A 13,961-nucleotide genomic window follows, 5' to 3' on the forward strand; every position below is an offset into this window, starting at 1 on the left:
CCACTCAAAATACTGATATAAACGATAAATAAGACTTCTGGAAGCGGGTACGTAACGTGTATATCGCTACGAGGCTCAGTTAGCGTTTGAATTCTGACGACCATTGGTGTGTAGTTGGCCATTGCCGTGCCTCTGGTTATACCGGAGGTATCTTAATAGTACATATGTACGCTTCGTGCTACCGCCCTGACCTTCCCCTTCCCTGAAACAGGAAGCATTCATGCGGGAAGGCAAAAGGCTCCTAGCCCAGAGATGGCACTCTCCAGATCAGGGAGGCCATCCTTCCCGACGCATTTCCATCGCGACGGTAAGAATAGAAAAGATCAGACTGGTCATAACTACAGAACTCACCACCGTACACCTTGTTAATGCCAAGTCTGCTCAGCCGCCTGCGCGCCAGCAAATAAAGATCGGCAAACCAGCGATCACCACGGCCGGGAATAAATGCTTCAGAGCAGCCAGCATCTTCCGCCAGAAACTGCTCTCTGACTTCCGGTCCAACCTCAAAATTATGCTGACCGATGGCAGGCCCCAGCCAGGCCATAACGGTTTGGGGGGGCACTGCCATGGAATGAACCGTCGCTTCAAGAACCCCGGCCACTAACCCTTTCCAGCCAGCATGAGCTGCCGCGACCACCGTTCCTTCCAGGTTACAGAACAGAACCGGTAAACAGTCTGCCGTCAGCACAGCACAGGCGGCTCCCGGTTGGCGGGAAACCGAAGCATCTGCTTCCGTTTCCTGGTGATCAGCATTGGCATCGGCAACGGCAACACCATGTACCTGTTTTAACCACAGCGGGGATGTTGTCAGGTCAAGATCCTGTTCAAGTAGCTGCCGGTTTGCCCGGACTGTGTCCTGGTCATCACCACAGTAGAGCCCGAGGTTGAAGCTGGAAAAACCAGCGTCACTCAGCCCACCCTTTCGTGTAGTAACTAACGCTTTAACACCCTCCGGCGCAGGCCAGTCGGCCCACAGGAAGCGCTCACTGCTCACTCACATTCTCCTCTGTGTCAATCCGAGAGGGGCTCATTGGCAGCCAGACTGTCCAATAACATCTGGAAATCAGCGGTCAGGGGCACCTCCCATTCCATATACTCTCCCGTCGCCGGATGTATCAGACCAAGCTGACGGGCATGAAGGGCCTGTCGTCTGAATGCTCTCAGCACGGTTTCCAGCGCAGCCGGGCATGACTTTGGCAACTTAAGCCCCCCACCGTAGAGGTCATCACCCACCAGGGGGAAGTGCTGGTGACTCATATGCACACGGATCTGATGAGTTCTGCCCGTTTGCAGGTTAAGCCGGATATGAGTGTGCGCCTTAAAACGTTTCACTACCCGGTAATGGGTAACAGACGGTTTGCCACCGCGCACAACGGCCATCTTCAAGCGGTTTTGCGGGTGTCTGCCGATCGGCGCATCAACTATACCCCCTCCCGTCATTACGCCACGTACAACGGCCTCATATTCACGATGAACCGTACGATCCTGCAACTGTGCAACAAGGTCGGTGTGCGCCGCCAGGGAACGGGCAACCACCATCAGGCCGGTGGTATCCTTATCCAGCCGATGCACAATGCCAGCCCGAGGCAACGCTGCATTATCCGGATAGTGATACAACAGGGCGTTGAGCAGCGTCCCGGTATAGTTTCCCGCAGCGGGATGAACCACCAGACCAGCAGGCTTATTGATCACCATGATATGGTTATCCTGATAAACAATGTCCAACGGGATATTTTCCGCGACCCATTGCCCTTCGGGCTGAACCTCAACGGACAGAGATAACTGTTCCCCGCCATAGAGCTTCTCTTTTGGTTTTCGGGCATCGCCATCCACCACCAGAAAGCCCTCACGAATCCACTCCTGAAGTCGGGCCCTGGAAAACTCCGGAAAACAGGCCGCCGCTATCTGATCAAATCGACGACCACCCTGATCATCAGGCACCGTGACACTCTCTTTGATGACATGTTTAGTAACTTCGCCCATTCAGCAATACTCAGTTCATAAATCTACTTTCAGTACCGACAACGCAAACCGCACATGGCTATAACCAGAACGCCGTAAAATCTTGTCTTTTCGTTTTCCGGCAGACTATGTTTAAATGCAGGTTTAGTAAGTCTTTTTATCGGTTTGAAGAGTTTATCACAAGAAGACTCTCAAGCCTGAGCGGTTGTCGAAAGCGACAGAAAGTGATGTGTAAAGAGCACGGGACAAGTACGGAAACCAATCAACACCATGACCATCTTGACTGCAAAATTGCCCAGGGTACTGCCCCCGTTTCTCACCAGATCCATTTTGATGGTGTTTGCCACTATTCTTCTGGCGGGTTGTGCATCCACCAAAAATAAAGAGCAACTCCCGGAAGCCCTGTCTGAGCCCGAGCTTTACCAACTGTCCAGCAAAGCGCTTGAGGACGGTCGCTATTCCGAAGCCATTAAATCTCTGAGAACCCTGGAGTCCCGCTATCCTTTTGGTGCATTCGCTGAACAGGCACAACTGGATATCATTTACGCCTATTTCAAAAATGCCGAGCCGGAAGCCTCCAGGGCTGCCGCTGACCGTTTTATCCGCCTGCACCCGCAACACCCTGATGCAGACTACGCCTATTACATCAAAGGGCTGGCGTCCAACACTGCGTCCATGGGTCTGCTGGAGCGATACCTGCCAATGGATCTGACCCGCCGTGACCCTGGCCAGGCCCGGGTATCATTTAACGAGTTTTCTGAATTGCTGAGCCGTTACCCCGAGAGCAAATACGTGCCGGATGCCCGCCAGCGCATGGTTGCCCTCCGTAACCGGTTGGCCGAGTATGAAATTCATGCCGCTAACTATTATCTGAAACGTAAGGCCTATGTTGCTGCGGTCAACCGTGGGCGCTATGTTGTCGAGAATATGCAACAGACACCTGCTGTTCCCGAAGCCCTGGCCATTATGGTCGAAGGCTATCAACATCTGGAACTGCCAGAACCCGCCGGTGAGGCCCTGGAGGTGTTGAGGCTGAACTACCCGAACCACCCGGCACTGGACAAGAATGGCAATTTTGTAGGATACAAGGTGTTTGAAGACGTGGATCCATCCATCTGGAGCACGCTAACCTTCGGCCTGATTGGCAGCTCCAAACCCAAAATTCAGGACGCACCTCCGCCACAGCCACCTGTGGTGAATTGAGGTGATATACCTTTTCCAAGTCTATCTGGCCAGGGCCTGTTGAGGTTTTGTTGCGAGCTCAGCGGGACGCGCAGTCTGGCTCAGAAAAGCGTCATATGCGCGAAAGACTTGTGCAGCGCGTAGTTATTCTACGTCAAGCAAGTCTGACAAAGCAGATGGCGCTTTTCTGAGCCACCCTTCGGGCGTACCAGGGCACCCCTATGACTTCGTTGCGGCATTTTGAAAGGCAACCAGCCTTCCTGCAATGCCGTGCCTCGTCATAGGAGCGCCCTGATACGCTGAGCACGCAACAAAACCTCAACAGGCCCTGGCAATGACCAAAACCGTTAAATGCCCACAGTGCGGAAAAGCCGTGAAGTGGATTCCCGAAAGCAAGTACCGTCCCTTTTGCTCAGAACGCTGCAAGCTGATTGACTTTGGTGCCTGGGCAAAAGAAGAACATACCATCCCGGGTGATCCGGCCTTTGATGACCTGATGTCCCAGGAACTTGATGAGGTGCCCACCCGGCATTAAGTAGTCATGTTCAGGGCCTGTTGACGCTCAAGACGACATGCAAGCCAATAAAAAAACCGGGGATATCCCCGGTTTATGGCACTACTTTTCAAGCCTCGCTGCCATGGGCAAACTATGGCTTGAGATCAGGTGAGTCTCGAAGATTTATTCCCCCTCTCCACCATTATTAGCCTTCACAGATTCCGAATCTTGCTTATCAACAGAAACCTCTGCGTCAGGTTGGTTTCCAGTGGCATTTTGACCCGGCGGAGGCAAGAGACTCTCAGCAGATTGTTCCTGTTGCAAAGACGGGTCATAACCATCAAACGACAAAGGCTGATCACCATCAACGCTACCATGAACACTTACAGCTTCATCTGCATTATAATCGCCGAAGCCTCTAGAACCCAAGTCATAATCTGATGCTTCAGCATGCGTCTTCAGAGCGTAAATGCCAGTACGAACACGTGCACCAAAATCCATCAATTCATCATCAAATTGCTCCATGCGATTCAACAAAGTGTTCAACTGAATTAAATTGATACTAACAACTCTTTTAACAGCCCCTGGCGCTATAACGGTAAGGTTAAAGATTGGTTGCTTCCCATCATCATTCATTTCAACCTTAACAACAGAGTTTTCATCTAAATTATCCAACTCTTCACAACTTACCAAATTTTCCTCAGCCAGCAAAACTTTCAAATCTTGCTTAACACTGAAATCTTTAAAAAGGTCATTCAGATATTTCTCTTGCCAGGTTTTTTGCCTTTCCTTCACCAACTCTTCTGCCATAAAACAGGTTGCTTGCTTTTCCTTTTCCAACTTCATTCCCGTAGAAATAGACTTTGTTGTTGCCCTGCAAGCATTTAGTAAATTATCAGCTGCGACTTTCTTGAAACTTTCAGCTTTATTCTTGTGATGAATAGCAACAGCCTTGAAGTTTTCCAGATCCGTCTCCAGTGCTGCCTGGTTCTGATCCCGAACTTTCAGTTTCCATTCCTGAAATTTCAGTTTTATTGCCTGCTTTTCTAATTCCGCGTCCTTGGTTTTAAGTTCACCATGCTGCCTGCGGATACAACGAACTTTAGATTCGCGCTCTTTATTGAACTTATTCTGTGCATTCTTTAAGAGCTCTTGCTTTTCTTCATGAGCAATACGAACCAGAGCGTCAGCTTGACTTTCAGCACGAGCATTAAGGTCCTCATTTTCAAGCTTTGCTCGCCTGGCATCCGCTTCTGCCGCAGAAACCCTCTTAAGCAGAGCTTCTTTATCCGTTTTCAGGGCTTCTTTTTCCGCTTTCAGGGCTTCTTTTTCCGCTTTCAGAGCCGCAAATTCCTCCATGGTCGGAATTTTCTTTTCAACTGCCTGTGTGGTTTCAACACGCCTGTCAGAAAGGTCTTTACCTCTAATACCGTGGATGGCATCACCAACCAGGGAAGGCAAGATTCCAAAAGGCACAAAGACTGCAGCAACTGCACGTCCAAGCCATTTACCGAGTGTGCTTCCTGCATCAAATTTACTGGAAACACTATCGGCAACTTTGTGGCACCATCTCACGATGGTCCAATCTCTTTTGTGGGGTTCCACAACGGTTACTTGAGGTGCAGGTGCACCGACTGAACTAGGCATAATAACTTCCTCTATTGGTTGTTTGTGATTTTTTTAAGTGATACTGGTGTTTTAGAGAGGAAAATTATGAGTTGGTTCAATAGTCAATTATAATTTTTAGGAATTAAATAATTTCTATTTATTTAAAAATAATAATAAAAGCGAAACTGGCCAATAATTGACAGGCTAAGTGGCTTTGAGCAGGCGTTCCGAAGCCAGAGAAAATCAGTCCCGAAAAGCCCGAATGGCGGCAATTCCCCTGGCACCCCGCTGTCGGGCAAGATGCGTATCTTCTGGATTCATCCCCCCAAGCCAGAACACAGGTACTTTTGCTATGCCAGTCAGTATTTCCGCCCGCTCCAACCCCAGAGGGCTGGCCTCAGGATGGGAAGCGGTTGCCTTGACCGGTGACAGGGTAATAAAGTCCACCGCCATTGCCTCGGCCGCTTTGATCTGCGCCTTATCGTGACATGAGGCGACCAGGAGCTGACCGCTATGGCGCTTCTCAGGTTTAACCGGCAAACCCAGCTGACGGGAGGTCAAATGCAGCCCATGGCACCATGACTCTGACAAAAGGGAGAAATCCCCTTTGATGATCAGCGTCCCACCAGCGGCCTGAACGAAACTCGACAGTTCCCGTGCCAGCCGCAGATAGTCACCCCCCTCAAGCCAATGAGCCCGAAATTGAATCAGGCGAATACCGTTATCCAGCGCTGCCAAAACGCTGTTGAAGAGTGCTTCTTTTTCCGCAAAATGCCCGGTAATCATATAAAGGTCGGGGAGTTGCAGCGCCCGGAGAATCACCTTATTGGCTTCAGGAAACTCATAGTCATTTAGACAATCCTTCTCAACCCACTGAATCAACTGACCTTCATTGCCTTTCGGCTCGCCCTGAATACCACTGACCACCCAGGTATCCAGCAATACAGACTTATCAGGGTAGTCATGGCGAATTTTGATTAATGGTGAAAAAGTGGCAACGCCGATAGCCAGCTCTTCGCGAAGTTCCCGGCTCAGGGCGACCCTGATATCTTCCCCGGGCTCGACTTTACCGCCGGGAAACTCCCATAATCCGCCCATGTGTTTATCTTCAGGACGTTTGGCCAGTAAAACCCAGCCATCGTCCCCAAGAATCACAGCAACTGCCACATGAACCACGTTTCTATTGTCAATAATCATTGGGGCAATGGATTCAGGTGCGATACTCGGCATTGATCTTTACATACTCATGGGATAAATCGGTCGTCCAGATCTCTTCGGCGCAATGGCCTGCGCCCAGGGAAATCCTGATCAGGATGTCCTCCTGATCCATCACTTTCTGGCCGGCTTCTTCGGTATAACCCACTGCGGGCTGGCCACAGTCAACAATAGCAGTATCCCCCAGCCAGATGGATACACGGTCAATCTCAAGCGTAGGAATATCGGCCCGGCCCACCGCTGCCAGAATTCGCCCCCAGTTTGGGTCACTGGCAAACAGGGCGGTTTTAACCAGTGGCGAATGGGCGACGGTATAAGCCACTTCCAGGGCGTCCTGATGGGAGGCCGCCTCTGCCACTTTTACAGTGACAAATTTGGTGGCTCCCTCGCCATCCCTGACAATTGCCTGGGCAAGCTCAACAGCCACCTCGCGAAGGCTCGCCGCTAACTTCCCGGCCAACCCGGAATCTCGGGAAGTGATTGCATCATTACCAGCCGCCCCTGTGGCAACCACCATAAAGCTGTCATTGGTCGATGTATCACCATCGATGGTGATCCGGTTAAAGGATTGGTTGGTAATGTCCAACAGCAGGTTTTGCAAAAACGTTTGTTCAACCGCCGCATCCGTTGCGATATAAGCCAGCATGGTGCCCATATTGGGCTTGATCATTCCGGCACCCTTACTGATTCCGGAGACTGTATAGGTGGTTCCCTCATGTTGAAATTGACGGCTGCTGCCTTTAGGTCGCGTATCGGTGGTCATGATGCCTTCAGCGGCATGTAACCAGTTATCTTCTTGCAGATCAGACAGCGCCGCTGGTAGCGCTGCACAGAGCGTATTGACCGGAAGCTGCTCACCAATCACGCCGGTTGAAAACGGCAGGACCTGACACTCATTAACGCCAGACAACGTCGCCAGCTCGGATGACGTCTGCCTGGCTGCCGCCATTCCCTGTTCACCGGTGCCTGCATTGGCATTGCCGGTGTTAATCAGAAAATAACGGGGATCACTGGTTAAGCGCTCCCGGCTTAAATGAACCGGAGCTGCACAGAAACGGTTAAGGGTAAAAACCCCGGCCACGGAGCTGCCCTTATCCCAGTTCATAACCACAAGATCCCGGCGGCCGGGTTTTCTGATACCCGCCATAGCCGTTCCCAGGCGAAAGCCCCTGACCGGTTTCACTACAGCCCATTCCCCAGAACCCGTTGCCATGATTGACTCCATTGGTGATATCGTTGCTTATTCTTGACTGATTTTGTTGTTACGCCTTGAGCAGATGCTGATGCACCAACAAAAACGGGTCAGCCTGTTAAGACCGACCCGCAGTTTAAGTTACCTGCCCTGATCAGGCAATTTTACCGTGGCACTGTTTGAACTTCTTACCGGATCCACATGGACACGGATCGTTCCGCCCCACTTTACGCCCTTCCCGGACAAATGGCTGGTGAGTTTCCTCTTCAGGTGCTTCCTGCCTGGCTGCTTCTGCTTCTACACCCTGGGCTCTGGCATGCTCAAACTGCATTCTCCGGGCCATTTCCTCACGACGCTGATGTTCCATCTCAGCGGTTCGATCATCTTCCTGCACCTGCACATGGGAGATAATACGAATCGTGTCGTACTTGATATCCTCAAGCATCTGCTGGAATAGCTCAAACGCCTCACGCTTGTATTCCTGCTTGGGGTTCTTCTGGGCATAACCACGAAGATGAATACCCTGTCTCAGGTGGTCCATGGTGGCCAGATGCTCTTTCCACTTGTCATCCAGAATCCGCAGCAGTATATGCTTTTCAAAGTTGCGCAGAACTTCAGCACCGGCCAACTCTTCCTTCTTGCGGTAGGAATCGATTACCCCCTGGAGAATACGCTCACGAAGCGCCTCTTCATCCAGACGATCATCTTCATCCAGCCACTGCTGAACCGGCATACGCTCATTGAGCTCGCTGGCCAGTTTCTCTTCCAGACCTTTCACATCCCACTGCTCTTCCAGGCTCTGGGGTGGAATGTGCTGACTGATCAGACCACTGACCACGTCTTCACGGAGTGCTTCAATACTGGAAGAAACATCCTCTGCACTGAGCAATTCATCCCGTTGATGATAAATGACCTTACGCTGGTCATTGGCAACATCATCATATTCCAGCAGCTGCTTACGAATATCAAAGTTGCGACCTTCCACTTTACGCTGGGCTTTTTCGATGGCATTGGTCACCATGCGGTGTTCAATGGCTTCACCTTTTTCCATGCCCAGGGCTTTCATAAAGTTCTTGACCCGCTCGGAAGCGAAAATCCGCATCAGGCTGTCTTCCAGAGACAGATAAAAACGGGAAGAACCCGGGTCGCCCTGACGACCGGAACGGCCTCTTAACTGGTTATCAATACGTCGTGACTCATGACGCTCGGTACCGATAATATGCAGACCACCGGCTTCAAGCACCGCCATGTGGCGTTTCTGCCAATCCGCTTTGATCTGATCAATTTGCTCCTGGGCCGGGCTATCCAGCTCGGCAACTTCTGCCTTCCAGTTACCGCCCAGCATGATATCGGTACCACGGCCCGCCATATTGGTGGCGATGGTGACCGCACCGGGGCGACCAGCCTGGGCGATGATATCCGCTTCTTTCTCATGGAATTTGGCATTCAGAACTTGGTGAGCAATACCCGCTTTATCAAGAGCTTTGGACAGATGCTCAGAAGAGTCGATAGACGCCGTACCCACCAGAACCGGACGCTCGGCTTTCACCGTTTCCTTGATATCTTCAATAATGGCGTCGTATTTTTCCGCGATCGTCAGATAGACGAGATCATTACCATCCTGACGAACCATCTCTTTGTGGGTAGGAATAACAATGACGTCCAGGCCATAAATCTGACGAAACTCGAACGCTTCGGTATCGGCAGTCCCGGTCATGCCAGACAGCTTGTCATAATTCCGGAAATAATTCTGGAACGTTGTGGAAGCCAGAGTCTGGCTCTCCGCCTGAATACGCAGCCCCTCTTTCGCTTCAATCGCCTGATGCAGACCTTCCGAGAGACGACGGCCCGGCATGGTCCGGCCGGTATGCTCATCCACCAGCAGAACTTCATTATTCTGCACAATGTATTCCACATTGCGGTTAAACAGCACATGGGCTTTCAGGGCTGAGTTCGCATGGTGCAGCAGGTTCAGGTTGTTGGAGGCGTAAAGGCTTTCCCCTTCCGGCAACAAACCTTCCTGTTGCAGCAGCTCTTCAATAAACTGATGGCCCAGTTCATTCAACTCAACCTGGCGGGTCTTCTCATCGACTGAGTAATGGCCGGTAAGCTCAACGGTATTGGGATCCTGGTCTTCAGGAATGGGTTCCTGCCGTTGCAGCCTGGGAACCAGTTGATTCATCTTTTTATAAAGTTCAGAGGAGTCTTCAGCCGGACCGGAAATGATCAGCGGCGTTCTGGCCTCATCAATCAGAATCGAGTCAACTTCATCGACAATAGAGAAGAAGAGATCACGCTGGAAGCGATCTTCCTTCCGGAAGGCCATGTTGTCACGAAGGTAGTCAAAACCAAACTCGTTGTTGGTTCCGTAAGTGATATCCGCCTGGTAAGCCTGACGCTTCTCTTCCGGATCCTGCTGCGGGACAACTATGCCCACGCTCATCCCCAGAAACTCATAGAGCGGGCGCATCCAGTTCGCATCACGACGGGCCAGGTAATCATTCACGGTAACTACATGAACGCCCTGACCGGGAATCGCATTCAAATAAGCAGGCAGGGTGGCCACCAGTGTCTTACCTTCACCAGTGCGCATCTCGGCAATGCGCCCTTCATGGAGGGTCATACCACCAATAAGCTGGACATCAAAATGACGCATGCCCATCACCCGCTTGCCCGCCTCACGAACCACAGCAAACGCCTCAGGCAACAGGTCATCAAGGGTTTCGCCTTTGTTGAAGCGCTCGCGAAACTCTCCGGTTTTAGCCTTCAGCTCATCGTCGCTCAAAGCCGCCAGGCTTTCTTCCAGGGCATTGATTGATTTGACAATCTTGCCCATCCGTTTCAGCTGGCGGTCATTCCGGCTACCAATAACTTTCTTAATTAACGAAGCAAACATAAGTTGTTAACAGTCTCACACTCTGTTTCCGGAGCTGTCCTCCTACCAACAAATCCGGGCCGGAGCAGACAAGCGCACAATAGTCCAACATTCTATGACAATCACGGCAAAGTCTCACCTATATTAGCTGTATTTCTGTGCTGTCCATTAAGCTGAGTCGGTAAAAAATATTCAATGCTTTCAAGCTGGTTTAGATTTTTGCACTGGTATTGAACTGTCGGCATACTGGTGTGCCTGACAATCTGATCACCCCTTTGGCAACAGAGCTCAGAAAAATATCAACCGGGGCGGCAGCAAGAGACATACCCATATGATTTACAATTCAATTTTAGAAACGATCGGCCAGACTCCCATCGTTAAAATCAATCGCCTGGCACCGGCACACGTCAACTTCTACGTGAAGGCCGAGTACTTTAACCCTATGGCTTCCGTCAAGGACCGATTGGCATTTGCCATCATCAACGACGCCCGGCAAAAAGGTGAACTTGAAGAAGGCCAAACCGTCGTAGAAGCGACCTCCGGTAATACAGGTATCGCCATGGCCATGGTGTGTGCGGCATTGAACCATCCTTTTGTGGCGGTTATGACCGAAACGTTCTCTGTTGAGCGACGCAAAATCATGCGGGCCCTGGGTGCCAAAGTTGTACTGACGCCGGCTGCCGAACGTGGTACCGGTATGGTGCGGATTGCCAAAGAGTTGTCCGAGAAAAACGGCTGGTTCCTGGCTCGACAGTTTGAAAACGAAGCCAATCCTGAATATCACCGGAACACCACCGCCCCTGAAATTTTGCAGGATTTTGCCGGCAAGCGGCTGGATTATTTTGTCAGTGGTTACGGCACTGGCGGTACCATCACCGGTGTCGGTGAAGTACTGAAGGCTGCCCGTCCAAACATTAAAATCATCTGCACCGAACCTGCCGGTGCGGCATTGCTCAGTGGCAAAGAGTGGGCACCGCACAAGATTCAGGGTTGGACGCCGGATTTTATCGCCTCGGTCCTTAACCGCGACGTCATTGATGAAGTATTGCCGGTTGACGATGTGGTTGCCCGTGATACCGCGCTTGAACTGGCCCGCAAAGAAGGCATCTTCTGTGGTATCTCTGCCGGTGCAACGGTTGCGACAGCTCTTGAAGTGGCTGAAACTGCACCTGAAGGCTCTACCATTCTGGCCATGTTGCCGGATACCGGTGAACGTTACATGTCTACCTTCCTGTTTGATGATATAGCCGAAGGCTCAGACGACGAAGTACTGGAAACCTTAAAGTAATACTGTCTTGAGTTATTCGATACAGCACCTCGAAGACGGCTCCAGCCTGTTTACAAGTACAGAGCCGTTCACCCTAGCCAATGGCCGGGTATTGGAACACTGGCAGTTGTGTTACGAAACGTTCGGCCATGTGAATAAGCAAAGGGATAATGTTGTTCTGATTCATCATGCCTTGAGTGTCGGCCCCCATGTCGCTGCCACTGAAGCCAATCCAAAAAAGGGTTGGTGGCAGGCCATGGTGGGGCCGGGCAAAGCGATTGATACCGACAGATATCATGTTATTTGCATCAACAATTTGGGCAGTTGTTTTGGTTCAACCAGTCCGGTGACCATTAATCAGGTGACCGGCAAGCCCTGGAGAGGGGACTTTCCGGAGGTGGTGATGGAAGACATGGTGCACAGTCAGAAGTTATTGCTGGACCACCTCGGCATTGAGAGTCTGTATGCCATGATCGGTAACTCAATGGGCGCTATGGTTTCACTGACCTGGGCAATTGCTTATCCCGATTCGGTGCAAAGGTTACTGTTGACCAGTTCGTCCTATAAGGCATATCCGGCCAATATCGCCAACCGTCGGATCCAGCAGGAATCGATTCGGCTGGATCCAGCTTTTCAAGATGGCAATTATGAACCGGATGCCCTGCTGAACGGGTTTCGATTGGCACGAAAGCTTGGGCTTTATACTTATCGTAACGCCGCCGAATGGAACCGACGCTTCAATAGTTTCGATAAAATTGGTATGCGTGATGATGAAATCAACAGCTATATGGATTATAACGCCGATCTGTTTTGCCGCAGCTTCGATGCCAATTGCTATTTGGTACTGACCGCCGCAATGGACCGATATGATGTGACGCAACCATACGGATCGCTCGCAACCACTTTCGGCAGAATTACCGCTAAAACCACAGTGATTTCGGTAGAGAGTGATATTCTGTTCACTCCGCAACAACAGCAAGAGCTGTACCAGGGTCTGCTAAAGGGACGGGTGGACTGTCACTATATCAATCACCCCTCCCAATATGGCCATGATGCCTTCCTGGTAGAAACCGAAGCCTTCGATCGCTACCTGCGGGCATTTCTCTACTGAAAGCTGAAGTTAAAAAATACCCGCTCTGAGGAAGAAAAAAATCAGCCCTTAAATCCTACTTACTTGCTCTGTAGATATATCTCGAAGGGTCCTGAGGCTTACCATTTTTCAAAACCTCAAAGTGGACATGTGGTCCGGTTGACCGCCCCGAACTGCCCATTTTGGCAATGGCCTGCCCTCTGGTGACAATATCACCGACCTTGACCAGACTTTCATCATTATGGGCATAACGTGTCAGATAGCCATTGCCATGATTGACCTCCACCAGAAGCCCAAAGCCTGAGCGGGTGCCAGACCAGACCACAACACCTGCCGCCACGGAAATAATATCCGAGCCGCGCTTACCGGCAAAATCCACACCATTATGCCAGGCACCCTTACCGGTAAACGGGTCGGTACGGCGACCATAACGGGAAGAGAGCCAGCCTTTTCTGACGGGCAACCCCGCTAGAAATGCATCGTCGTGAAGGGTTCTGTTGGCAATAAGATTATCCAGAAGGTCCAGCTGTTCTTCACGGTTATCGATCTGATCCGCCAATTGATCAATAGCCTCAATCAGACTTACCTTGCTGTAGGCTGCTTCTGCTTCAGCAAACTCCTGAGGGCCACCCAGCGCAGGCGCTTCACTGAAGTCAAACTCACCGTCATCCAGTTTTGCCTTGCTGGTAAGGCGTTCGCCAAGGGCATCAAGTCGGGTCATACGCCCTTGAAGTTCAGACAGCCTGAGCATCAGGGCATCCAGCTGGTTTTGTGCCTGCTGACGAACCAGACCAAGATCCTGTTGCTGTGTATCCAAAACCTGTTTCCAGTTTTTTACGCCTTCACTGGTTAACATGAGCTCCTGGTTATTGGTCAACCAGGCATACATTGCGCCACCACCAACGGCCATGGAGAGCAAAAAAGCACAGCAAAACAGAACCCCTACCCGTTTTCCACTTCCGGAATAAGTTCGGGTTCGAGAATGATCCTGGTTAACAACAATAATTTTCATCAGCAGCCCTTAATGCCAAACCCGCAGCATATCTCCACTATTGTATTTCAGGAGCATGCAAA

11 protein-coding genes are annotated in these 13,961 nt (G+C 51.0%); 4 read left to right on the forward strand and 7 right to left on the reverse strand.

The genetic code is table 11. From position 1 onward, the window contains the following. Nucleotides 1-241 precede the first annotated feature (241 nt). Together pgeF and rluD are read right to left on the reverse strand one after the other, a co-directional pair. Nucleotides 242-994 carry a peptidoglycan editing factor PgeF gene (gene pgeF / locus CX664_RS10290; RefSeq protein WP_101746648.1) on the reverse strand — a complete coding sequence of 251 codons (753 nt, stop codon included), beginning with the start codon at nt 992-994 and terminating at the stop codon, nt 242-244. A gap of 17 nt (nt 995-1,011) precedes the next feature. Then, on the reverse strand, nt 1,012-1,983 hold the full coding sequence (gene rluD / locus CX664_RS10295; protein ID WP_101746649.1) for a 23S rRNA pseudouridine(1911/1915/1917) synthase RluD: 972 nt from the start codon (nt 1,981-1,983) through the stop codon (nt 1,012-1,014). A gap of 249 nt (nt 1,984-2,232) precedes the next feature. On the opposite strand from rluD, the gene CX664_RS10300 reads away from it, so the two are divergent. Both CX664_RS10300 and yacG read left to right on the forward strand, forming a co-directional pair. Further along, the gene (locus CX664_RS10300) at nt 2,233-3,165 is read left to right on the forward strand and encodes an outer membrane protein assembly factor BamD (RefSeq protein WP_101746650.1); all 933 of its coding nucleotides are present in this window, start codon (nt 2,233-2,235) and stop codon (nt 3,163-3,165) included. Between the two features lie 313 nt (nt 3,166-3,478). After that, entirely contained in the window at nt 3,479-3,679 is a 201-nt protein-coding gene (gene yacG, locus CX664_RS10305) for a DNA gyrase inhibitor YacG (protein ID WP_101746651.1), read from the forward strand. Nucleotides 3,680-3,823: 144 nt separating this feature from the next. Here yacG and CX664_RS10310 read toward each other — a convergent pair whose 3' ends face one another. From CX664_RS10310 to secA, 4 genes are all read right to left on the reverse strand, one after another. Then, nucleotides 3,824-5,287 (reverse strand): AAA family ATPase, encoded by a 1,464-nt coding sequence (locus tag CX664_RS10310; RefSeq protein ID WP_101746652.1) that lies wholly within the window; start codon nt 5,285-5,287, stop codon nt 3,824-3,826. Between the two features lie 204 nt (nt 5,288-5,491). After that, a complete protein-coding gene (locus tag CX664_RS10315; RefSeq protein ID WP_219622158.1) occupies nt 5,492-6,478 on the reverse strand; it encodes a Nudix family hydrolase in 987 nt (328 codons plus the stop codon). Continuing rightward, on the reverse strand, nt 6,459-7,676 hold the full coding sequence (argJ, locus tag CX664_RS10320) for a bifunctional glutamate N-acetyltransferase/amino-acid acetyltransferase ArgJ (protein WP_101746653.1): 1,218 nt from the start codon (nt 7,674-7,676) through the stop codon (nt 6,459-6,461). The genes CX664_RS10315 and argJ overlap by 20 nt, the downstream gene beginning before the upstream one ends. Before the next feature lie 133 nt (nt 7,677-7,809). Continuing rightward, a complete protein-coding gene (gene secA, locus CX664_RS10325; RefSeq protein WP_101746654.1) occupies nt 7,810-10,551 on the reverse strand; it encodes a preprotein translocase subunit SecA in 2,742 nt (913 codons plus the stop codon). 310 nt (nt 10,552-10,861) lie between these two features. Here secA and cysK point away from each other — a divergent pair, with 310 nt between their 5' ends. Together cysK and metX are read left to right on the forward strand one after the other, a co-directional pair. Then, nucleotides 10,862-11,818: a cysteine synthase A gene (gene cysK / locus CX664_RS10330; RefSeq protein ID WP_101746655.1), complete on the forward strand. Its 957-nt coding sequence runs from the start codon at nt 10,862-10,864 to the stop codon at nt 11,816-11,818. Between the two features lie 7 nt (nt 11,819-11,825). Next, nucleotides 11,826-12,908 carry a homoserine O-acetyltransferase MetX gene (metX, locus tag CX664_RS10335; protein ID WP_101746656.1) on the forward strand — a complete coding sequence of 361 codons (1,083 nt, stop codon included), beginning with the start codon at nt 11,826-11,828 and terminating at the stop codon, nt 12,906-12,908. Nucleotides 12,909-12,963: 55 nt separating this feature from the next. On the opposite strand, the gene CX664_RS10340 is transcribed toward metX, so the two are convergent. Then, on the reverse strand, nt 12,964-13,899 hold the full coding sequence (locus CX664_RS10340; RefSeq protein ID WP_101746657.1) for a M23 family metallopeptidase: 936 nt from the start codon (nt 13,897-13,899) through the stop codon (nt 12,964-12,966). Between the last annotated feature and the right edge of the window lie 62 nt (nt 13,900-13,961).

It is taken from the genome of Endozoicomonas acroporae (assembly GCF_002864045.1).
Taxonomy (GTDB): domain Bacteria; phylum Pseudomonadota; class Gammaproteobacteria; order Pseudomonadales; family Endozoicomonadaceae; genus Endozoicomonas; species Endozoicomonas acroporae.